Origin of the sequence: Mesorhizobium sp. LSHC412B00 (assembly GCF_000503035.1) — a bacterium.
Taxonomy (GTDB): Bacteria; Pseudomonadota; Alphaproteobacteria; order Rhizobiales; family Rhizobiaceae; genus Mesorhizobium.
Map to the genome: position 1 here is coordinate 1 of NZ_AYWB01000034.1, position 22,258 is coordinate 22,258.

The following is a 22,258-nucleotide window of genomic DNA, read 5'->3' on the forward strand; positions in this document are numbered from 1 at the left end:
AACTGCGGAATGCTTGCGGCATTTCGGAGTATGGCGTCACCGTGTGGCTGTGACTGCGCATTGGTAGACAACTCGCCGGGCGAAGACCCCAACTACCTCGAGCCCGGCGAGCCTTACACCTGATCAGAGTACGCGATCAGGACCGGGGATCAGCCGGCGAAAGATGTGGATGCAATATGGGTGCCAAACATATTCGTCCCAAATTGGGACCATGCTGGGGCCGGCAAGCTGTTCCTAGGCCTCACCAGCGGCCTAGGCTTTGGCTTTGGATCGCGCTGGCCGGTTAGCGTAGATCTGCGCCCCGGCGATGCGCCGCGTGAATGCCGCTCGACTCCAACAACAGCCTCATCTTTCGTTTCGACTGTTCCGTGCGCGCCGCCGTCATGGCAGGTCCAGAACCAAGTGCCTGCGGCTGGGCCGTGCATCGTCTTCATGATGCGGCCGACCTTTTCCTGCTGGAACGCTGCGGCGAAATCGAAGGGCGCCGTCTGCCCTCCTATGATGGTCCGCGACCATGCCAGCCAAACGCGAGCACCTCGGCCGAGCACGAACTTGAACGCCTCGTCCTGTTTCTCGAACGTCTGGAGGATCGCGCTTCCGTCGAGGACCTGAAAGCCGCGTTGATAGGCGAAGCGGACGGTAGGGCGATCTGCTGCTGGCATGGCTCCGATATAGCGTTCAATCTTCCTCGCGGAAATCCTGCAGTGAGGCATGACGCAGGCCATCCTCGCCGCGCAGGTGCTTCACGCGTCCAATGAGGCCCGGCTTTACCGATTGCGTCGCCGGCCGCTTCATGATGCCCTTGGGCGCCGCCTGAGTGCTCCTGGACGCGTTTCCATAGCCTCTCGCGCATTTCCCGGTTCAAGGTGACGAATGCGCTTCCGACATAACGCCGGTGCGGCGCTCAGCCATCAGAGCGAAAGCCGGCCTGCCAGCTTCACGCTCGACGCCGAGCAAATCGTATTCTTCAACCATATAGCTCTTGATCTTCAGCCAGGCGGTCGACCGGCCGCTGCGGTATTTGCTGTCGCGGCGCTTCGAGAAAAGCATGCCAACAAGACCGCGCATCTCGTCATGTGCCACGATACGGGTTTCAGCAGGGCCGTCATTTACCCGAGAGGCGACGCGGGTGCTGAGGGTCACCACGTTCGGGGATGTCTTCCCGAAAACATCACAATCGCGCTCGTAATCTTCCGGTCAAGTAAATCCGAGAATGTGTCACTGCGGGCGTGGTGGCGCTCCTGCACGACCTTAAGAATGGTGCAGTCCTTAGTGGTCAATTGGCAACGATCGAAAGTGGGCACGGCACGTTTCCAGCCGGCCTCTGAAACAATCCGGCGTCAAGCAGTTGAGCGGGCGTGGAAACCTACCCTGCGCNACGGCACGTTTCCAGCCGGCCTCTGAAACAATCCGGCGTCAAGCAGTTGAGCGGGCGTGGAAACCTACCCTGCGCCGGGCAAGGACACCCGGCACAGGGTTACACTCCCGCGAGCGCCGGCAACAGGACAGGGAGACGGTTGCGGCGCTCATAGCGGCCGATTCCATTCTAAATCGCCAAGACGCCGGGTCTCATATCAACCCGCCCGCCCGATCCGAACGCTACAAACGCCTCGGGCGACCCCTGATGACGAAAGCCGTTCATGGCGGGTTGTTTATCGACGTCCGCTTATCGGCACGGATAGGAACGCCCTATCGGCCGATATGAGGCGCATTCCCGCCAGGCAGCTTTTGGGGCCGCAAGCTGCCGCGATCAATAGGGATCAGCCGCGGTAAGCTCGGCAGAGCACATATCCTGGCATCTCCACGCTCGCTGCCGGCCACAGTCATCCTGAGACAGCCGTTCGACAGAAGGGACGACGACCGTTTTCGCGCGGCTTCGACTGGATCTCTGCTTCCGACATCCGCAAACCATACGCGGATCGCTTCAGAATGGACCGGGTTATTGGGGTATGCTGCATCTGCCAACGAAGGCTACGACTGCGGAGAGCGGTTGTGTGCGTCAATCACGGGCCGACGGTGAAAGAGGTAGGCGTCCGGGGCTATCGGTCGCGATCACCCCCGCTCGTCGCGCAAGATCTCGTCGGGCAGTTGAGGGCTGAACTGGCGGGGATTTCGGCACGCTTCGGGAACCAACCGCATTGGCTTGTAAGATTTTATTGACAAGGTCGCATCTACGAATATTTTCGATATTTTCAAATGCTACACCTCTCTTAGTATAAAGTTTGCTAACGTAAGTATTAGTCTTACATCTGCCTATTTTTTGCACAGGTGAGAGTGTCTTGATGATCAACTTTCCGGCGATCGCCCCTCGAAAGATCAGAAAAATGGTCTTTATATTACTGTGGTACTTTCAAGTTTATAGCCCAATCCTCAGATTTATGTGGCTGCGCTGCCGCCCCGCGATTAACCACTCCCGAATGAACACGGTTAACGATTCGCTAATTTAGTTGACTATGTTTTGCACAGGTATATTTTCGAAACGTTGGGATGTGCAATTTGGGCGAGCAATGGGCGATGGTGGCATCAGGCGCGTGACCGCGGTTTCGGGGCGTATCGGATGCTGAACGGCAGCTAATAGCCGAGTAGCACCGCCCAGCAACTCAAAAAGCAATCGACAGACATCAGGAGTGGACGATTCCGCGGGAGCGGAAGGTTTGTGACGTTCTCAGGAACGTCGCCCGGCAACGCTATGGCCGGCAGTAGTGTGCGCAGAGCGTAAGGGCGAAGGGGTGGAGTATGGGTAGAACTGTCAATGTTCTGAAACTCGGGGCCGGGAACAGCCGAAGGGGCGCGAATTCCAATCAGGGTCGCGCGCTGGTTGCCGGTGGGGCAGGATTTCTGGGTTCGCATCTGTGCGAGCGTCTTTTGCGGGATGGATACGATGTTCTCGCGCTGGACAATTTCCACACCGGCAAAAGATACAATCTCAATCCCCTCGTGCGCGATCCGCGATTTACGTGCATCGAGCACGACATTGTCGACCCTCTGCCCGTGGATCTCCAGGTCGATGAAATCTACAATCTCGCCTGTCCGGCGTCCCCGCCGCATTACCAGGCGAATCCGATCCATACGTTCAAGACAAGCGTGCTTGGTTCGCTGAACCTGCTCGAACTCGCGCGGCGGAACAATGCGAAGATATTTCAGGCTTCGACGTCCGAAGTCTACGGCGACCCCCTGGTACATCCGCAGCCGGAAGGCTACTTCGGCAACGTCAACCCGCACGGTCCGCGATCCTGCTATGATGAGGGCAAGCGTTCGGCCGAGACGCTGTTCTTCGACTATTCGAGAACGTATAGCCTCGATGTCCGCGTCGCACGGATCTTCAACACCTATGGCCGCCGCATGCAACCAGACGATGGCCGCGTCGTCTCGAACTTCATCGTCCAGGCATTGCACGGTGACGACCTGACCGTCTACGGCAGCGGCCGGCAGACCCGTTCATTCTGCTACGCGGACGACCTCATCGAAGGTTTTATCCAGTTGATGAACGCACCGAGCGCACCGCAGCACCCGGTCAATCTCGGCAACCCTGCCGAATTCACCATTCTGGAACTGGCGACACAGGTGCTCGAATACACCAACTCACGTTCGAAGATCGTGCATCGGCCGCTGCCGGTCGACGATCCCAAGCAGCGTCGGCCGGACATCTCATTTGCCCGGGAAAATCTTGGCTGGGAGCCAAAGATCAGCCTGAGCCAGGGGCTCGCGCATACCACGGCGTATTTTGACGCCCTTCTCTACCCGAACCGGCGCGTCAAAGAAGCTGCGATGTAATGAGCCGCCCGGCAATCCTGGTGACGGGTGGGGCCGGTTACATCGGCAGCCACACCTGCAAGCTGTTGTCAGCTGCCGGCTACCTGCCCGTCGTTTTTGACAATCTGAGCCGTGGCAACGAGAGATCCGTTGCCTGGGGGCCGCTTGTTGTCGGCGATATCCGGGACCGGGAGGCGCTACAGCAGGCGATCAGCACCTACCAGCCGCAAGCGATCATCCACTTTGCTGCGCTGGCCTATGTGGGCGAGTCTGTTCACGAGCCCGCAGAGTACTATTCGACCAATGTGTCGGGTACCATCGCGGTGCTTGACGCGGCACGCTCGAGTTCTATCGAAAACATTATCTTTTCAAGCAGCTGCGCGACATACGGCGTTCCCGAAACACTGCCCATTCGAGAGACCTTGGCGCAAAATCCAATCAGCCCCTATGGGCGAACCAAGCTGATGGGCGAGCAGATCATCAGCGACTATGCCAGCGCCTACGGAATGAAATATGCGATCCTGCGTTATTTCAACGCCTGCGGCGCCGATCCCGACGGCGAGCTCGGTGAGTGGCACTCGCCTGAAACGCACCTGATCCCGCGCGTGCTCATGGCCGCATCAGGCACAATCGACGAGATCGAGGTTTTCGGCACAGACTACGACACGTCGGATGGCACCTGCGTGCGCGATTACATCCATGTCAGCGATCTGGCCCGCGCGCATCTGAGGGCTCTCATGCATCTGGAGGCGGGTGGCGAAAACCTGTCGGTCAATCTCGGCACCGGGCGCGGGGTTTCGATCAAGGAGATTCTCCAGGCGGTCACCCGGATGACGTCCAAATCGGTTCCGGTTGTCTTCCGGCCCGGGCGCCCGGGAGACCCGGCGGAGCTCTATGCGGACCCGATCAAAGCGCGCGAACACCTGGGCTTCGTGCCGGAACTTTCCGACATCGATACCATCGTCAGGACAGCCGCCCCGTTCTTCGGGCTGGAGGCCACCGCGTTCACAATTCCGATGCCGACAGCGAGGCGCCGCCGGTCAACTTCGCCAGGAATACCAAATGCATCGGAGGACATCACCAGCTCGCAAAGCTTGTAGTCGTCCCTGTTTGTCGTTGTCGGGGACGTGGGCTCATTGAGGTGGGTGAGCTTCTCGGCGAGCCTCAACTTTTGGAATCGATCGAGGTACGGATCTTGTCGAACTGCGCGCCCTTTGTATCGCCTTCCTCGAACTTTCGTTGCTCGTCGGAAGGGTCTCCCGGAGAGTGCCGGAAACTGTACCAGACACCGTCCGGATCCTTGCGCTGTTCGAGGGTCCCACTCCGGAAGCGGTGGCTGAAACACGTGCGGATCGGCGCTGCGGCGTAGGTCTTGGACCGCCAGACGAGATCCATGCACATCTTGCCATCGTTGCTCAGATGCCATCTGCCTTCGCCGACAGAAGCCGTGTCTTGCTCGGAGGTCCAGGCCCGGACCGGTCGATCCTTCTGTCCGAAATAGGCCGCTCCGTTATCCCATATCCACGTGCGGTCAGCATAAACAAGCTGAAGTTGGAAAGCCGTGGGAACGGCAACGGCATCTGCAGGGCCGCTGTCTTTGGGACCAGCTGCGTGCGCGGCTCCGCAAAGCGCCATCTGGCACCAAATGGCCAGGACGGGCGCAAACGAGATGGCAAGTCGATGTCGCCTCGCCCGGCTCGCTGACTCAAATGGCAATCCGGTCCTGTTCGTCATGCTGAGCGGTCGCATTCAATGTTCGCTTCCCAAGCGGGCGTCGACCAGCCGAGCATACCGCAAGAACGGGCCCGGTCCGTCCTGCGCTGACAAGTGGCTCCACGCTGCAACCGTCAGTGTTTCGCATGCTAGTGAGTACCCCTCGAAGATGTCAACCGGTAGGACGGTCAGTGTCTGCCGCGGCGCGCACGGGCTGCAAATCGAGGACGACGGTCTGCCACGCGGCACGCTATACACATCCCTCGACGAACGGGCCGCTAACCCATAGCGAGCCGTTGCTGTACATGGCGGTCCCGTTGTCGTCGGTGTAGCCGTGCGATTGCTCGTCGACACGCAGTCTGGTGTTTGGCACCAACTGACCGTTCACCTTGACGCTCTTGATGAACAGATTGCGATCACCTGCCTTGCCGTCTCCGCCCCACAGGTCGTTGGTGTAGCGAAGCTCGATCGTCTTCGGGTTAGGCACGCTGCTGAGATCGATGTGGAACGGCTTGGCCAGGGTTGACGCCTGCATCAGCTCCGCCATGGCGGCTTCCGGCGTCGATGCGACGCTTTCCTTGCCCGGGACGTCGATCTCGGCTGTGGTCTTTCCGTCGACCACGACATCGAACCGAGGCGCGCCCCGGAGATTAATGCCGGCAGCGTCGACCTCCAGACTGGTGATGGCGCAACGTCCTGTCTCTTTCGCCGCGGCGGCCACCAGGTCGGCCACGCGCTCTCTCTGCGATTGCACCCATCCGGCGATGGGCTGCAGCAGCGCGTTTCGATCCCCGGTATCAGTGAAGAGGTTGGTTCGCTCATCGGAATCGGCCTTGAGGTCGTATTCCTCCACCTTGCCGGTGGTCGCGTTGAAGATGACCTTTCGATCGTTTTCGCGATAGCCGAACAGGAAACCGGCCCAGGGATTGAAGAAGAAGGTCTTGTTTGGCCGTTGCTCGCTGAACAAAGTGCGCCCCTGCCACTGCTTGGGCAGCGCAAGTCCGAGTATGTCGAAGATCGTCGGGGCGATATCGACGATGCCGCCGACCGGGTGAGCAACTTCATCATGAAAGAGATGCTTGTTGATCATGATGAGCGGGATGTGGATGTTTTCCTCGTAAATCGCGCTGGCATGAATGTAGTCGCCATGCTCCCCGAACGCTTCGCCGTGATCGCCCAATATGACCACCAGCGTCGAATCGAGCTTGCCAGACTGCTTGAGCGATTCAAGGATCTCGCCAAGGGCCGTATCGCCGACCTTCAGGGCGTTGAGATAGGCATTGAATTTCTGGTCGTCCGAGTAGTGGACCAGCGTGTTGCCATCGGAGGAAGGCGCCATCTTCGAAAACATCGGGCTGTCGGTGATGTAGGGGTAATGGGTCATCGCCGTGAACATGATGCCGAAGAAAGGTTTTGCCTCGTCCTTGTTCATCCAATCGATGATCGACTGCGCCGTGCAAAGGTCACTGTTGTAGTCCATGTTTTTCCACTGCTCGGAGCTGAGCTTGAAGGTCGGGGTGCCGCATTTCTGCCCCCGGTAGTCCTGGACCACATCCAGTCCCTTGTTGAGGAAAAACTCATCGACCCGTTGGAATCGGGAATCCGCGCTCCAGAAAAACCCTGTGCGGAAATTGTTCTTGGACAAGGTGTTGGAGATCGAGTCCAGCGGCAGATAGGGATACCTTGCCGTCATGCCATAATATGAAATGTCGTTGTACATCGAGGTGAGCAGAGAAAATATCGAGTAATGCGTGGACGGTGCGTGCGCATATATGTTGTCGAATCGTATCGAGTCCTTTGCATACCTCTTCATATTCGGCGTGACCGGATACTTGCCGCCAAACGTCTCGATGTATTTGGATGGCACCGACTCCATCATGAAAATCAGCACGTTCTTGATTGGGTTCGGCGTCGGCGCCTTGAAGGTCGACGTTTCCGGCGGTCGCTCGCCGACGCTGGCGACATCCGGGTCATTGGTGCTGGCATTCATCGTCAGCACGACCGGCGTTGGATTGAGCAGGGCCGATTTAACAAAATACAGGATCGGATTGTCGATCTCGGCCGCCGGCAGCGCTTCCGCACGTACGTGGTGTCCACTACCGGCGATGGCAGCGCCGACACACACAACGAGCACGCCCAGGAAGGCCCCGTAGCCAGCGGCGCTCAGCCGCTGGCACAAACTGGCCGCGGCATAGCCAAGAATGAGCACCAGGATGACGGACCCGGAAAGGGTAGCGAAGTCCTTGATGTTGAGCGCGTCGCCCATCGCGTTCCTGGCATCGGCATTCTGCAGGAAGTCGCCATAGACCAGCCACTGGAACGTGAACGGTTCGCCCAGCATTTTGACGAGATTGATGTTGGCAAATCCCCAGCCCAGAGAGACCACGATAGCAACATAGAAGAGCAAGACGACGATTGCTGAGCCGAGACGGCTCGCCTTTGCCAGGAACAGCAGGATCAAAGTCGTCACAGTCAGGGACGTAACGACAATCAGGTCATAGTAGCTCGATGCCAATCCCTTGGGGACGGCCGCCAAAAGGCCTAAAACCGTGGTTTGCGGATCAATGATTGCGCCGCGGTAGACACCCAAAAGCAGCCACGACAACAGGCCCGTGCAGATGACCCGCAGGCTCCTGCGCCGGAAGCGCACATTCTTCGCCGAAGCGGTCCCCGCCTTCGACTGCGTAAGGCCGCTCTCAGGTCGGCTCGCCGACCCCCTACTGCCGCCGATGCTCATACAAACTACCCGCCGCCAGTTTGCGCTTCGGCCCCAAACAATGGCCGACAGCCTTCAAACCCCCACCCGCAGAATCGGCTTGCGCTAAAAAAGAGTCAATGAAATGGAGCTTGCGTTAACCACGTCTCTTGAGAACTGGTTAATCCACGCGATAATCGGCGAGGCGTTGTGCCCAGGTGAGCTGTTCCATCAACTGGGCACCCGCCATATGAATTGACGAACGGCGGGCGCCGTCGACCGCCCGCCGTCATGACGTTTCAGTACTGCGCAGGCAATCAGCCGCCGCGCAGACGCGTTGGGCTCAGGCTCGCGACGGTCATGCCCTGCTGTTGGGAAGGACACGTCGGCAGAAAGCGGCTCGCATCCGCGTATGTCATGGTCGCGATGGAGCTCTTTAGCCCCCCACGCTTGGCGATCCAGCCGCGAACCCAGCCAGGGTAGTTTTTCATCATGAAATTCGCGGCCACCTGATTGCCGCGCGCAGAAACGCCATACGGCAGGTGAAAGCCGAACGACGCGCTCTGCGTAATGCACACCTTGCTCTTGGGCATCGACAGATAAAGCGTGCAGGCCGAGTCGCACGAACCGTTGAACCGCACAAAAGTGCCACTGCGACGCATTTTTAGCGCACGAATGGCATAGTCGATCACATAGCCGCCGCGATCGCCACTGATGGTCTTGACGTTGGCCGTGCCAAGGCTGATGCGCGGACGCAGCAATTCTCCTGCGGAGCTTGCCGAGACCAGTGCGCCGATCAAACCGAGCGCACCGAGAAACTTCATTGTCGTTTTCATTTGCGCCTCCTGCTATGCCGTCAATGACTAGCTGGGAGGCGTAAAAATTGAATATTCCGTGTCGCTAAATTTGAATCAGTCGATCGATTATGCAGTCGTTTTAGAACCTGATTGACGATTTGGTTTACCAATGACGCAGAAGCATGATCACTGAAAAGTAAACCTGTCGCAGGCATCATTGCAGATGACTGTGCTGCGTAGCGCAATCGGCGGATTTGGATCAGAGGAAGTCGGATGGCCGTTGGTGGCAAGGAGCGGAGGAGGTCAAAGGAAGGCAAGCCTCGCCGCGTCTGCGTCGTGACGAATGCAATCGACCATGGCGGCGAAGATGGCGCCATGGTCGAGTTGGCCAGGCTTTTTGCCGAAGAGGGGGACGACGTCACCCTGCTATGGGTTCCAGGCAGGGATGCTCCAACGGAGGAGGCCGCGCGCCACCGCGAGCTGGAGGCGGCATCGGTGCGGCTGGTCATTCTCGACAAGTCCGATCAGCTGCTTCCTTGGCTGACGACACCCGAGAGCCGGTCCGCCGCTGTGCTGCATTATCTCGAACGGTCCGGCCACGATTTGGTCTACGCGCCCCTTGAGGGCGGGCTGCCTTACTACACGCTGCTAGCTGTCGAGACTGCGGCTTTTGCCGCGCCGCCGATCGTGGTCGTCGCTCACGCTCCGGAAGAATGGGAACATGAAGCCGACAAGGCGTTCTTCGACAGCGCCGAGGTGATTGCCGTCGCCTATATGGAGAAATACTGCGCCGAGATGGCGAACCGGACGATCTGTGTGTCCGCAGCCTTGCGACACTGGATGTTGTCGAAGGGTTGGAAGGTGAAGAAGGCGATCGTGACGCCGATGTTGCCGCTGCAGCATCGTCTCGCTCCAGCCGGTGTGCGATCGTCGACGGGCGGAGAACTTGCCGTCTTGGCCGGATGGCGCTTCCGCGATGGCCTGACGCTGCTTTGCGACGCGCTCGACATCATAGCGCCAATGGCGCCAAAAGGGCTGACGGTCACCGCATTCGGTCCATTTGGAAAGATCATGGGCGAGCACAGCGGTGGACTGCTGCTGAGACGCGCCGAGCGGTGGCCGTTCAAGGTCAACCTGTTGGCGCACGCAAGCCCCGCCGCAAAGCTCGACTACGTCGCGCGGGCCGGCGCGATTGCCGTCATCCCCGCCCACGCCGCATCGACGGGCGGCACCGTTGCCGCATGCATCGAGGCGGGATTGCCTTTCGTTGCGACCAATGTCGACGCGAACGCCGAGCGCTGGAGTGCGCAGGCGAGGCAGCCGCGGCTGGTCGATCCTGACGCCGCCGCGTTGGCGCAGGCCATTTCGGCGGCGCTCGACGACCCGCCTCGCCCACTGCCTGTCGACAGCCTGAGCCAATGTCGGCAGTCCTGGCTGGATACGCGCAACTTGCCGACGCCAACTAGGCGCTGGCGCGTCGACAAAAGTGCCGGGTCGTCACCCCTGGTCTCTATTGTCATGGCCCATCGCAACCGGCCGCTCTATCTTAAACAGGCAATCGCTGCGATCGAAGCGCAAACCTATGATCACCTGGAACTGGTTCTGGTCGACGACGGAAGCGACCTGGATGAAGTCAGGCGATTGCTGGATACGCTGGAACCGACCTTCCGTCAGCGCGGGTGGAAGATTCTGCGCCGACCGCACAAGCACCTCGGTGCGGCGCGAAATGCCGGCATCCGCGCTTCGCATGGCGAGCTGATCCTGTTCGTCGACGACGACAACGCGCTGTTTGCGGAGGCCGTCGATCATTTCCTGCGTGCGATGGCTACATCGGGTGCCGACATCTGCACTGCGTTCCAACTGATCTTCTACGAGGATTTCGTGCCCGAAGATCGCGCCGACGGGCTGATCCAGTACCTGCCTCTGGGTGGTCCCGACGCGCTCGGCCTGATCCATAACGTCTACGGTGACGCGAATGCGATGATGCGCCGGTCTGTCTTCTCGCGGATCGGGTTCTTGATCGAAAAGCCGGGCTACGCCATGCACGACTGGGAATTCTTTGCTCGAGCCTCTCTCGCCGGTCTCAAGATCAGGACGATTCCAAAGCCGCTATACTGGTATCGCTCGAAACCGGATGGCATGTTTCGGACGTCGAACTGGTACGACAACCGGCTTCCCATCCTGGAGGCGTTCAGGTCGAGCCTGCCCGATGGCGCCCGCCTGCTGCATCATTTGGCCATTGCCCAGAACGCGCACCGGTCTGAAATTGAAAGTGCCCGCGAAAACCTGAAATATACCCCCGGCAATCGGAAATATCTGGAGCTTTGCGACATCGAGCCGAACAGCGATGCGGCCATAGAGAAGCTTGCCAGCATTGCTGGGTCGATCGGCCGCCCCGATACGGCTGCCACTTTGCTTGGGCGCCCCGCCACAGACCACAATGCCGCCGACCGTCCTGATGTCGGCGGCGGTTCTATCATTCTCGACTACGACATGCTGCGGAGTGCGCGGTTGCTTACACCCCGCGTCTCGGCTCTCCCGCTGCTGCTTGTCGCACCGGACGACGGCGGGGTGTTCTTGCGTCCGCATGCGGACGGCCCGGTCGCTGCATCGCTTGATCATCATTTTCCAGCCTTCTTCCGGAAGGTTGAAGCATCCGTCGAAATCGCTCATGCCGATGCGCCGGCGATGGATTTTGCTCTCGCCCTTGCTCGACCCGACCAGCCCATAGATTGGCAACAGGACATCGGCAAGCAAACGATCGCCTTCTCAGGCTGGATGAGCATCGAAGACAGATTTGTGCGTCATCACTTGGTGGCAACGCTTCGCACACGAAGGAAGATGCTGCTTTCAATCGTTCTCGCCGTTCGTTTCACCGCAACGTCCAACGGTTTTCCCACGAATGCGTTCTTCCGCACGCTGACACTGTTCAGCGACTAAACGTCGATCCAACCAGGCAAGGGAGATCCGAGCGCAAGCCAGGCCCGTTCATCGGTCGTGCGCGTTAACCACGTTGGTGGAACCTTCCAAGAATGGTTGACAAAACGTTAACAGACGCTAATGTTTCAGTGGGTTGAGTAGGTGGGGTGCGTTATGCGTAGGATTCATTCTCTACTGTTGGGTGGACTTAGTCTGCTGGGGTTGAGCGTCGCTTTTTCTGACGCGGCGCAGGCAAAGACCGAAGTTGGCGTCAAGGAAGCCGAGCTTGCCTGCGAGCAGGCCCTTAAAACCGGCACCATCGAGGCACTTGAGGATTATCTGCACCGGTACCCGAACGCTCCGACAGCCTGCAAGGCGCTTGCTCTCAACAGTTTGGGCCAGTTTGCGGGCGGTGAAGAGGGCAAAGGCCACGGTGAAGGCGGCGGCCGCTACGGCGGATAAGCATCAGCCGGATTTTCCCTCAGTAGTTCGAGCACATCAGGTGGCGTAGTCGCTGCGCTGGTGTTGCATGGCCAGGGTCGAAACGAAACCGGCGAAGGGCTCCGAGGTCTTCATCCAGCCGAGTTCGACGAGTTGCGCGCCGTCACCCCGATAGCAGACGGAGCTTTGGTTCCGAAGCGCGAGTTTCGGATTGCGCTCCAAGGCCTCCATGTAGGCAGCGCGCTCCTCAAGCGTCTTTTCCTTGAGCTGCGCATTTTCACTCAGAGACGACGCTGATTTCTGGCGGAATCCCCAGACGAATTTGAAGTGCAGCAATGCGACGCGCAGTTCGCTGAATCGGACCTTGCTGATCGTGTGCTGTGCGACGTGATAACGCGTGCCGCGCCCCCATTTCACGATCGGCACCTTTGTCAGGCACGGGGGAAAAGTTTGCTTGAACCGGCCGTGCCAGAAGACCCGTTCCCTCACGCCACCGAACATCTGCTCGGGTGGGTACATACCGTCGCGCGGGCGCAGCCATCCCGGCTCCGGGTCGAAGTAGGGTGAAGCTTCAACAAGCGGGATCTTGCCATCATAGCTGTATTCGGCCAACGGGCCATCGGCGTACATGTCGATCATGGAGCCTATGACAGCATCGACGCCGGTCGAATCGAGGTAGCTGCAAAGCTGCTGGAGATTTGCCCGCTCAAAATCGGGATAGACGAGAAGTTCGTCGGCGTCGATCGAAAGGCACCAATGGCCGGTGCCGAACACATTCATGAGCGTGTTGATCCATCGCGGCGGATCGATGTTTTCAGCGAAATGCGATCCTTCCGTGTGGAAGCAGTGGCTGTCCGGCTGCTCCAGGATCAATTCGCGGGTCCCATCCGTGGAGCCATTGTCCAGGAAGAAGAACCGATCGACGCCCAGGCCGCGGTAGTGGTCGAGAAGTTGCCGCAGCAATTGGGCTTCGTTGCGCAGTCCGACAAAGCACAATATCTCGCCATCGGTCACGTCAATGGGCCGGTCGTCCAGTCGCGCGAGATGTTTTGGGGATCGAAGTTCAACCATCCGAGGTCATCAACCAGTTTACGCGAAAGGCAGGTACGCTGCTGAGAGTCCCGCGAAACGATTATCAAAGTGTTATCCAACTGTTGGCAAGACTGTTTCGAACGAAGCGGGCTGACAAGGGGGGGGGCATTGAGCATTGGTTCCAAGGCAGGCGCCATGCCCACGGGCAAGCGACAGGCAAGCCAGAAGCCTCGCAATGTGTGTGTCGTTTCGGAGGTTGAGTTCGGCTCGACGGCGACTGGCGATCACGGGTCGGTAACCTACGCGCTGGCGCAGCATCTGGCCGGAACCGGCGATACCGTGACGCTGCTTTGGGCGCCGAGCCCGCTCGGCAGCCAGCCCGATGATCAGGAAATAGTCAGGCTGGGCAAATGGTGCTTCGACAATTTCCTGGTGCGGCTCGAATTGTTGCCGCCCTCGCCCGAGTTGCTGCGCGGCACGGAGTCCTGCGACAAGAACTCATTGGCCGCCTACCACTACCTCAAGCAGAATGCATTCGACGTCGTCTATTTTGCGCTTGAAGGCGGACTGGCGCATTTCTCCACCCTTGCGAAGCGCACAGGTGTCTTTCCCGATCCTCCTACGATCATCGTGCTCGCACATGAGCCCCTTGTGTGGAAGCTGGAAGCCAATTCACGGGCGGTCGAACGCAAGGAGCAGATGACCGTCGCGCACATGGAAAAGAGGTCGGCCGAGACGTGCGACCATCTTGTCATCGCTGGCCAGTCGCTGCTCGACTGGATGGCCAAGGCGGGATGGAAGCTGCCCACCAGCCATCACATTGCTGCGCCCCTCGAGCCGGAGGAGTGGCGTTCCAACTTCGCTGTCGATCACTACAGGCCGCGGGATCGGCCAACCGCCGAAGTGATTCATTTTTCAGGCACAGAGGCGCGCGATGGGCTGACGCTGTTCTGCGATGCGCTCGATCGTCTGGCCGACAGCGGCGTCACCGATCTGACAGTGACGGTAGTCGGCGCGTTTGGTCATGTCCTGGGCGAGCATTCGGGTGGCATGATCGTTCGGCGTGCGCGGCAATGGCCGTTCAAATTGAAGCTCCTGCCCATTCGCGATGAGCCTGACATCTATAGATACCTGCGGCAGAGTCATGCTCTGGTGGCGATGACGCACTCAGCGGCTCAGCTGCCGCTGGAAGTGATGACGTGCCTTAACGAAGAGATCCCGTTCATTGCGACAGATGTCGGCAGCATTCGTGACGTGCTCCATCCGAAGTCGGCCGATGCCGTCCTGATGGATGCGTCGGCCTCCGCCATCGCGGCCAAAATTGCGTCTGTGCTGGAAAGCCGATCGTTTCGTCCGGCAAAGCCCCTGCAAAAGCGGGAAGCGCTCGAGAAAGCCTGGAGCGGGCTGCACGCGAAATTCTCCCGCGAACCCGGCAAGGTCTCCAGTCGCAGGCGGAGCCAACGGCCGCTCGTTTCGGTCATCACTGCGCACTACAACCGGGTGCACCTGTTGCCGCAGGCGATTGCCTCGGTTCGACGCCAGGACTACCCCAACATCGAATTGATTGTCGTCGATGACGGCAGCACCGATCCCGATGCAATCAACCTGTTGGCGGAACTCGAACCGGAGTTCGAGCAGCGAGGATGGCGGATCATCCAGCAGAAGAACGGATTCCTCGGCAAGGCGCGCAACACCGGTATCCGCGCCGCCAGGGGTTCGTTGATCCTGTTCCTGGACGACGACAACGTGCTGTTCCCAAACGCCGTCAGTACGTTCGTCGCCGGCATGCAAAATTCCGGCGCCGATATCTGCACGACCTTCGCCAAGTGGCTCAACGAGCCCTTCGTGCCGCCGGACACCAGGAGCGGCTATGTACTCTACTTCCCGGTCGGCGGGCCGACGGACATCGCCATGCTCAACAATCCGTATGGCGATGCCAATGCGATGTTCCGGCGTGAGGTGTTCGACAAGATAGGTTACCTCAACGAAGAGCGGGGGTTTTCCGCAAGCGACTGGGAGTTTTTCCTTCGCGCGGATCTGGCAGGCCTGGAGATCGTCCCTGTCCCGGAGCCGCTCTATTGGTACCGGTCGGCACCGACGGGCATGAATCGAAATGCCGAGTGGCTGAGGAATCGCAAGCCGATCATCGCTGTCTTTCGAAAGCATCGATTCGCGAAAACGGAAATGTTCGTGCAACTGGCCATCAGCTCGAACACCGACAATCATGAGAAGGAGCTCAATCTCTGGAATCTGGAGCTGCGGGTTAACGACGAGCGGTATCTCAGGTTGAGTACAGGTCCCGCCAATACCGCGGACGCCATGCAGTTGCTGGCCGAGATCGCGGCACGCGAAGGCAGGGCGGATACCGCAATTTCGCTTCTCGCCCGTGCAGGGCGAAGCGACTTTGCTGTGGGTGTGGTTGAAATACTCAACGCTGCGACCGGAGAGACGGTGCCCGAGTTGAATTCCTCGCTGTACCGCGAGCAGTATCTTTCCGCCGAGCCCATGCGCCTGGCTCATGTCGGTTCGTATCCGGATGCCGATCCGGACCTGCTGAGCTATGTCGAACAGTCTCCAGACCAGTTGTTCCTCGAAGCCAGGGGCAGCAATGTCACCATGGCTTTGCTGAAGGGAGTCTGCCCGCCGGGCACCGTAGGCGCGACGTGTTGGGTTTACCTCGACGAGGAACTGACGGGCTCTGCGCAGTTTCAGCTCGCGATCGTAGACGCAGAAAACCAGACCTTCAGCAATCTCGCCCGGCTGCTTGAGGTTGGCAGCGGGAGCGGTTGGGCTGATGTCAGCCGACGGCACGAGGCGCGTGAGATAGGGGCGATGGTCAGTTCGCCGGCAACCGGCCGACGCGATTTGTTGTTGGCAGTCAAATGCGGCGGCAGCCGCCCGGAGGCGCGCGTCCTCGGCGGCTTTTCCAGCGTCCATATCCGCCATGTCGTTTCGAACGATGCCAGGCGCCCGCGCCTCAACGCACCCCAACAGCGCCAACGCACGCGCCGAATGACCAATGATGATCTGAAGCGTGCGGCGCTTGTGACGGATTATCCCTCCGAGCTGCCGACGCTGCTCATCGCGGGCGACAATGGCGGTATATTCCTGCGGCCGAACACGCACGGTCCGGTTGTTGCCGCCCTCAATTCGGCGTTCCCGGCCTTTGCCAGAAGTGTCATCGCGACAGTGGAGATCGCCCACGATGAAGCATCCCCATTCGAGTTCGCCATGGCGCTCGGCAGGCAAGAAGAAAAACTTGTGTGGAAACACGATGCACCTGTCGGCGCGCTGTCATTCTCGGGATGGACGCGCGTCTCGAGACCGTTCGAACTGCATGACCTGAAAGTTTCGACCCGGGAGGTCGATCGCAAGTGGCTGACGATCTACCTGGCAATCCGGCTGCCATCCGGCTCGAAGCCGATGCCGTCCAATGCTTTCTGGCGCAAGCTGTTGCTGGTGTGGGACTGAGGGGCGCGGGTTGTCGGGACGCGGTCGCGCCTTGTCGACGTTTAAGTGCGGTAGTAGATTAAGTCCGCGTGGAGGCGCCAAGACAATGAAGAAATCGCTGGGCCTTGTTCTGGCATTTATTGTCATTACCGGATGCGCAATGTCTTTCGGCGCGGCCGCCCAGGAACGCGACATGGGGTCTAAATGCACGCAGTGGAATGCACATCGCGTCCTCTTCAAAAAAGGTGACGGCAAGATATCCGAGGAATCCGCGAAGGCCCTTGCGGCTTTCGTCAAGGATGCTGGGCACGATTGCGGCTACCGCCTCTACGCAACGGCGAGCAAGGAAGGCAACTACAAAAAAGCCTACGACATCGCTGGTCTCAGGCTCGATGCAACCGGCGATTTTCTCAAGGCGCAAGGCGTCAAGCCCGAAATGGTGCTGGTGCTTTCGCATTGGGTTGACGACGGCGCCGCCGACACCAATACGGCGCGGAGCGCGATACTGTACACGCTGCCAAAGCAAGGCATATCTTGCCGGCAATATGAGAAGCGCAGCCCTGTGCAGGTCGACCTGTTTTTCTATAGCCAGTCCTATGTGATCTCACCGAGGGTCAAGGCCGACCTCGAGAAGTTCGCCGCCAGCATCCGCAACTCACGTTGCAATGTCGAACTGACGGCTCTCGCGGCTACGGAATTCACCGGCGCCGACGCTGCAAAGACAAACAAGGAACTGGCCAAGCAGCGCCTGAAGGCGGTCGAGGATATCTTAACCGCAGCCGGGATCGAAAGCGATCGTCTGGTAGACACGAAAGTGGAGTACGTTGGCGACCAGAAGCCGAACGGCGTTCGCAATCGTCTGGCGACCGCATCCCTGATGTAAGCTTGCCAGATTAGCTGACCCGCAACGATGTGGGCTACGGCGCACCACACCCGACGCTGGACGGCTGGAAGGCCCTCCTCGACCAGTTACTCGCGATCGGCACGGGCAAGGTCTATGTCGGGCGTGGGGATTTCCTCCGGGTGGCCGAGGCGGCCCAGCAGATCGCCTATGTCGACAAGCCGACGAGATCGTCACCGCCTGCATCACCCGCGGCGTCAATGACGCCCCGGGGGTCTGGTGGGCTTTTCTGCTGGGTCAGGTGTTGAATGTGGGTCGATCGTACGTCCGCGATCAGTCCGCCGCCGCTCGGCATCCTTGACCACCCGCTGCAGCCCGCCGACGTCACGAAGTGATTGACGGGCACCAGGAACTCCTACGGGTTGCCTCTTCACGCCTGTGCCACCGTCGCCCCCAAGAGGCGGCGACGGTGGCCGCTTGCAGCAGAACCCGCGCGCCGGTAACCGCGTAGGCAGGCTCCACATATTCCGCCTCGTTGTGGCTCAGCCCGTCACGGCACGGCACAAAGATCATCACGGCAGGCGCCCCCCGGGCGAGGAACNGAGCCGCTCTACCCGCGGATGCCTGATATCGACGGCGAAGACCACAGACTGCGGTATGGCGTTGATCGATCCCGGTTGGGCGGGAGCGGAACCTCTTTCCAGCCTTGGCCCGGCTGTCTGTGCACCCTGATGTTGGGCAGCCGGGCCGACGCCCTTCTGAATTCAATTATCGCCGGCGTCGCGGCTAACAGACGAAACCGTTATTTAGTCTGGTCATCCCTGCCTTGGTGATCTCGCCTTTACCGATTCCAATCCTGGACGCTAAGCCAGCAGCGGCCACTCGCTGCTGTCCAATCAACAAGCCCCAAACATCAGGTCGCGGTTATATACAAAAAAGCCGGCCACCTTTCGGCAGCCGGCCAGTGCAAACAAGGAAGGGAACGTTGCACTGATGGGGCAGTGCACCGTCCGAAGCGTTTTCNCCTTTCGGCAGCCGGCCAGTGCAAACAAGGAAGGGAACGTTGCACTGATGGGGCAGTGCACCGTCCGAAGCGTTTCCAGGCGACAATGTTCCACCGATGAGAGAACAAAGAAGGCTTCACCGCCAGCGCACATTCCCCTTAGCCGCGCTGTGTTGCCGTCGCCTGGTGTCTAAAGGCCTTTAACCAGCCACGGATCGGTGTCGTATCCGAGGCGCGGCTTTTCCGGCGTTCCACCGGCCGGCAATTTAACGGTTCCGGTCGGCCTGCAGTCCAGCCCGAGCACCTGCTTCTTGGCCGAGTGCTTCGTAGAGCAAAGGTCCGTGGCGTGACTCACCACCACCTTCTTCTCCTTGGCAACAGCGACACCAGTCCCAGCGATCACGATCGCCGCGCAAAACACAGCNGTCCGTGGCGTCACTCACCACCACCTTCTTCTCCTTGGCAACAGCGACACCAGTCCCAGCGATCACGATCGCCGCGCAAAACACAGCTAATCTCATCATACTCCCCACCGTTGCTCCTCCCCAAAAACGCTGAGCATGACGTTACGGCACATTTAAATTAGCGCAAGCGAATATTAGCTGCCTAGTCCCTTCACATCGGCTCTGGTCGCCTCCCCCTTGCCGCCGGCGCCTNTGACGTTACGGCACATTTAAATTAGCGCAAGCGAATATTAGCTGCCTAGTCCCTTCACATCGGCTCTGGTCGCCTCCCCCTTGCTGCCGGCGCCTTGCGATACCGGCAGCGCGATATGGTAGGATGGGCGCATGCCTGCTCATGATCGGAGCGCCGATGTACATGACTTGACCTACATCGCAGAGGGCTGCAACCGTCAAGTTTCCCAAGTCGTCGTGGCGATGAACGATCGCGTCGAGGATCGCTTACTAAGCGGCGTTTACTAGGTTCCGCTGGTCTAGCCCTACGCGATCACACCATAACCACGTGATGACAAATCAGCCATGTGTGTGGCGCGGCGGGCCTGTTCCGCTTGTGGCCGGCGCCTACCCACCCGGGGTCCCCAACCATGGNGTTCCGCTGGTCTAGCCCTACGCGATCACACCATAACCACGTGATGACAAATCAGCCATGTGTGTGGCGCGGCGGGCCTGTTCCGCTTGTGGCCGGCGCCTACCCACCCGGGTTCCCCAACCATGGCGTCGGCCATTTTCGTTCTCTCAGCNGGGAGGAGGCGCATATGTTCGCCAGCCGGCGGATACCACACCGCCCCACCGGTCAGGCCCAGCGCGCCCGCTGCAAAGTCCCCGCAGACGGCTGCTGGGCCGCTGCGGGCAGCGGCTACTTGCTGACCATCCAATCCACCAAGCCAGTTTCGATCAGCTCGCACCCAGTGAAATCGCGCACTAGGGCCTTGGCTAAATCGCGCCATTGACACTCAGGCGTACCCGTTTCCCCTACTAGGGCTCGGAATGCAGAGCGGAGAACGTCGGCTTGAAATGCGGAGACGGCAACAGTAGACGGGTCGCCATCTTCCCAGCCTAGCGCCACGTCGTGACGACGTTGACCAAGGCGCTTCAGAAGCTCGCGTGAGGCTCGGATGGCCCTGCGCGATTGATCCATGTCCCGGCGAAATGTGGCGGGTTCCGCCATGGACTTCTGGCGCATCAGCAAGGTGGCCGTAGTGGCCGCTCGAGCGATATCTATGGGCGTTGCAACCATCGCAGCCTCCCAGAAAAGGCAATGGCAAACGCCACATTAATAAGCTCGCCGAAACTCTCTCCGCAATGAAAAGAGTTGTACGAATTTTACCAACCCGCACCCTTTCAGTGATGCCGGGCCGCTGCTGTCCTCGCTCTTGTTCTGTCATCGTAATGAAGGACGACATCTCCGAGCACCCGTAGCACACCTGTTGCATGGAAAAAGCTGTAGGCGTTTATAGGTGCCCGGGCACTCCGCCATTTGTTTGCGTTGTGGAGCGGGACAAAGCAGGTTTCCTCACTCAGGCCGCCTACCGTGAAGCGGGGCACAAGCCCGACTTCGACGCATTGCCTTGGGAAGCTGAATACAGCGCCGCCAACTCAACGAAGCCGGCCGTATCCTAGCTGGCAACCAGGGGCACCGTGACGGTCGTGGCGTAATTTATCGGATACTGGTCGAAATACGGGAAAGCGATGACGAAGGCATAGCTGGCGGTCAGATGCGCCATCTTGAAACCGCCGCTGGCAGGGTCGGTCGCGATCGTCACAATGACGTTCTTCAGACCCAGGTTCACCAATTTCTGCGTGGCGATGGCCTGGATGTCGCTCTGCGAAAGCGTGTTGTTCAGCTGCAGCGCCCGGGAAGAGGTTTCCAGTGTATAGCGGACGGTCGACACGGCATTCATGGCCCAGCCGAAGGCGAAGATTCCGAACAAAAGCATCACCAGGAAAGGCGCGATCAAGGCGAATTCCAGCCCGGCTGCGCCGGAGCAGTCACGGCGCCACCTGGATCCGATCCTTTCAGCGGACACGGATCACCTGCTGATGACTGATCGCGCGCGGGTCCGGGAAGACACCGAAGTTAAACGGGGGCNACGCCCGCGCGCATCTGCAGGTAACTCGTTACGTAGGACCAGCCGTCGGCGATGCCGAGGCAGACGAGGCACAGGATGGGCAGCAACATGGAAAACTCGACGGCAGCTATCCCGGATTTGTCCAGGACAATGCGCAAGGTCCGCCCACCCATCCCGCTACTCGACGAGCTGAACGGATTGCGTCGCCGGAATGTTCTTCATCCCGAGGCTGGTGCAGTCCTGCTTGATGGTCGTACTGCCGGACCACTGGATGGTGTCGGCGACGACCTGAGTGCAGCCACCGTTCCCCGAGAAGTTGCCAAGATAGTTGACCTGCTGCCTGGGAAAATAGATGGCGCCGGTCAAAAGCGAGTCCGCTGTGCCATTGAAGGTGCTCTGCGCCGCAGTCCCGGTCCTGTCGCCATAGAACAGCACGCCGGAATAGGCTCCGGAGGTAGGCGCGCTCAGCGTCACCTTGGCGTTGCCGTTCATGCTGACNGAGGCTGGTGCAGTCCTGCTTGATGGTCGTACTGCCGGACCACTGGATGGTGTCGGCGACGACCTGAGTGCAGCCGCCGTTCCCCGAGAAGTTGCCAAGGTAGTTGACCTGCTGCCTGGGGAAATAGATGGCGCCGGTCAAAAGCGAGTCCGCTGTGCCGTTGAAGGTGCTCTGTGCCGCAGTCCCGGTCCTGTCGCCGTAGAACAGCACGCCGGAATAGGCTCCGGAGGTAGGCGCGCTCAGCGTCACCTTGGCGTTGCCGTTCATGCTGACNCGACCGCGTTGGCGTTGACCTTCATACCGCCCTGCACGACGTAGACGCCGGGCTGCAGGGTGACGTTGCCGCTGAGGCTCATGCCGCTGCAGTAGGTGCCAGGCTGGAGTGTTTGCGACGTCTTGTTGCCATTGACATTCTTGCAAGGGTTGCCGGCTGTCGGCGTCGCCAAGCCGGAGAAAGGATCGGCTGCCGGCAAGGCTCGGGTGATGTTGGACTTGCAGACTGTGGTCGCTGGATTGTTCAGCACCATGCCGCCGACCGTGATCAGGCAGTCGGCCTTGAGCACCGCCGAGCCCTGCGTCTTTATG

The 22,258-nt window shown here is 59.7% G+C and carries 16 protein-coding genes; 7 read left to right on the top strand and 9 right to left on the bottom strand.

From position 1 onward, the window contains the following. The first annotated feature begins 320 nt into the window (after positions 1-320). The gene (locus tag X757_RS1000000169290; protein ID WP_023822760.1) at positions 321-758 is read left to right on the top strand and encodes a hypothetical protein; all 438 of its coding nucleotides are present in this window, start codon (positions 321-323) and stop codon (positions 756-758) included. A 103-nt stretch (positions 759-861) separates the two neighbouring features. Here X757_RS1000000169290 and X757_RS1000000169295 read toward each other — a convergent pair whose 3' ends face one another. After that, a complete protein-coding gene (locus X757_RS1000000169295) occupies positions 862-1,068 on the bottom strand; it encodes an ATP-dependent DNA ligase (RefSeq protein WP_023693726.1) in 207 nt (68 codons plus the stop codon). 1,668 nt (positions 1,069-2,736) lie between these two features. Here X757_RS1000000169295 and X757_RS135820 point away from each other — a divergent pair. Both X757_RS135820 and galE read left to right on the top strand, forming a co-directional pair. Next, positions 2,737-3,774 carry a UDP-glucuronic acid decarboxylase family protein gene (locus tag X757_RS135820; RefSeq protein ID WP_023670638.1) on the top strand — a complete coding sequence of 346 codons (1,038 nt, stop codon included), beginning with the start codon at positions 2,737-2,739 and terminating at the stop codon, positions 3,772-3,774. Continuing rightward, entirely contained in the window at positions 3,774-4,853 is a 1,080-nt protein-coding gene (gene galE / locus X757_RS135815; RefSeq protein WP_023670637.1) for a UDP-glucose 4-epimerase GalE, read from the top strand. The genes X757_RS135820 and galE overlap by 1 nt, the downstream gene beginning before the upstream one ends. A 64-nt stretch (positions 4,854-4,917) precedes the next feature. Here the strand turns inward: galE and X757_RS135810 are convergent, their stop codons facing one another. The 3 genes from X757_RS135810 to X757_RS135800 form a co-directional block, all read right to left on the bottom strand. Next, positions 4,918-5,487 carry a DUF995 domain-containing protein gene (locus X757_RS135810; protein ID WP_245260687.1) on the bottom strand — a complete coding sequence of 190 codons (570 nt, stop codon included), beginning with the start codon at positions 5,485-5,487 and terminating at the stop codon, positions 4,918-4,920. A 229-nt stretch (positions 5,488-5,716) separates the two neighbouring features. Further along, on the bottom strand, positions 5,717-8,203 hold the full coding sequence (locus X757_RS135805) for a sulfatase-like hydrolase/transferase (RefSeq protein WP_084629792.1): 2,487 nt from the start codon (positions 8,201-8,203) through the stop codon (positions 5,717-5,719). Positions 8,204-8,478: 275 nt separating this feature from the next. After that, the gene (locus tag X757_RS135800; RefSeq protein ID WP_023746383.1) at positions 8,479-8,997 is read right to left on the bottom strand and encodes a hypothetical protein; all 519 of its coding nucleotides are present in this window, start codon (positions 8,995-8,997) and stop codon (positions 8,479-8,481) included. A gap of 717 nt (positions 8,998-9,714) precedes the next feature. Between X757_RS135800 and X757_RS135795 the strand changes: the two genes are divergently transcribed. Next, positions 9,715-11,898, top strand: a complete 2,184-nt coding sequence (locus tag X757_RS135795; RefSeq protein WP_373432867.1) for a DUF6212 domain-containing protein — start codon at positions 9,715-9,717, stop codon at positions 11,896-11,898. A gap of 201 nt (positions 11,899-12,099) precedes the next feature. Next, complete coding sequence (locus X757_RS135790; protein ID WP_023670631.1) at positions 12,100-12,339, top strand: hypothetical protein; 240 nt, start codon at positions 12,100-12,102, stop codon at positions 12,337-12,339. Between the two features lie 36 nt (positions 12,340-12,375). Here X757_RS135790 and X757_RS135785 read toward each other — a convergent pair whose 3' ends face one another. Beyond that, positions 12,376-13,389 (bottom strand): glycosyltransferase family 2 protein, encoded by a 1,014-nt coding sequence (locus X757_RS135785; protein ID WP_027049390.1) that lies wholly within the window; start codon positions 13,387-13,389, stop codon positions 12,376-12,378. Positions 13,390-13,518: 129 nt separating this feature from the next. On the opposite strand from X757_RS135785, the gene X757_RS135780 reads away from it, so the two are divergent. Together X757_RS135780 and X757_RS135775 are read left to right on the top strand one after the other, a co-directional pair. Continuing rightward, a complete protein-coding gene (locus X757_RS135780; RefSeq protein ID WP_156933512.1) occupies positions 13,519-16,821 on the top strand; it encodes a DUF6212 domain-containing protein in 3,303 nt (1,100 codons plus the stop codon). A gap of 85 nt (positions 16,822-16,906) precedes the next feature. Further along, positions 16,907-17,683, top strand: coding sequence for an OmpA family protein (locus X757_RS135775; RefSeq protein ID WP_023728133.1), 777 nt, complete (start codon positions 16,907-16,909; stop codon positions 17,681-17,683). Between the two features lie 342 nt (positions 17,684-18,025). On the opposite strand, the gene X757_RS1000000169905 is transcribed toward X757_RS135775, so the two are convergent. From X757_RS1000000169905 to X757_RS1000000165975, 4 genes are all read right to left on the bottom strand, one after another. Then, positions 18,026-18,214 carry a hypothetical protein gene (locus X757_RS1000000169905; protein WP_373432868.1) on the bottom strand — a complete coding sequence of 63 codons (189 nt, stop codon included), beginning with the start codon at positions 18,212-18,214 and terminating at the stop codon, positions 18,026-18,028. A 2,507-nt stretch (positions 18,215-20,721) separates the two neighbouring features. After that, positions 20,722-21,132 carry a TadE/TadG family type IV pilus assembly protein gene (locus X757_RS135755; RefSeq protein WP_023708223.1) on the bottom strand — a complete coding sequence of 137 codons (411 nt, stop codon included), beginning with the start codon at positions 21,130-21,132 and terminating at the stop codon, positions 20,722-20,724. A gap of 50 nt (positions 21,133-21,182) precedes the next feature. Then, complete coding sequence (locus X757_RS1000000169610) at positions 21,183-21,347, bottom strand: TadE family protein (RefSeq protein ID WP_023728136.1); 165 nt, start codon at positions 21,345-21,347, stop codon at positions 21,183-21,185. Between the two features lie 4 nt (positions 21,348-21,351). Then, positions 21,352-21,666, bottom strand: a complete 315-nt coding sequence (locus X757_RS1000000165975) for a hypothetical protein (RefSeq protein WP_023686744.1) — start codon at positions 21,664-21,666, stop codon at positions 21,352-21,354. Positions 21,667-22,258 lie beyond the last annotated feature (592 nt).

Bases quoted from the DNA above. Each gene is read 5' to 3' on its own strand.
- X757_RS135785 (WP_027049390.1), bottom strand. From the start codon at position 13,389: ATGGTTGAACTTCGATCCCCAAAACATCTCGCGCGACTGGACGACCGG.
- X757_RS135805 (WP_084629792.1), bottom strand. From the start codon at position 8,203: ATGAGCATCGGCGGCAGTAGGGGGTCGGCGAGCCGACCTGAGAGCGGC.
- X757_RS1000000165975 (WP_023686744.1), bottom strand. From the start codon at position 21,666: ATGAACGGCAACGCCAAGGTGACGCTGAGCGCGCCTACCTCCGGAGCC.
- X757_RS135820 (WP_023670638.1), top strand. From the start codon at position 2,737: ATGGGTAGAACTGTCAATGTTCTGAAACTCGGGGCCGGGAACAGCCGA.
- X757_RS135800 (WP_023746383.1), bottom strand. From the start codon at position 8,997: ATGAAAACGACAATGAAGTTTCTCGGTGCGCTCGGTTTGATCGGCGCA.
- X757_RS1000000169290 (WP_023822760.1), top strand. From the start codon at position 321: ATGCCGCTCGACTCCAACAACAGCCTCATCTTTCGTTTCGACTGTTCC.
- X757_RS1000000169905 (WP_373432868.1), bottom strand. From the start codon at position 18,214: ATGATCTTTGTGCCGTGCCGTGACGGGCTGAGCCACAACGAGGCGGAA.
- X757_RS1000000169295 (WP_023693726.1), bottom strand. From the start codon at position 1,068: ATGCGCGGTCTTGTTGGCATGCTTTTCTCGAAGCGCCGCGACAGCAAA.
- X757_RS135810 (WP_245260687.1), bottom strand. From the start codon at position 5,487: ATGACGAACAGGACCGGATTGCCATTTGAGTCAGCGAGCCGGGCGAGG.
- galE (WP_023670637.1), top strand. From the start codon at position 3,774: ATGAGCCGCCCGGCAATCCTGGTGACGGGTGGGGCCGGTTACATCGGC.
- X757_RS135775 (WP_023728133.1), top strand. From the start codon at position 16,907: ATGAAGAAATCGCTGGGCCTTGTTCTGGCATTTATTGTCATTACCGGA.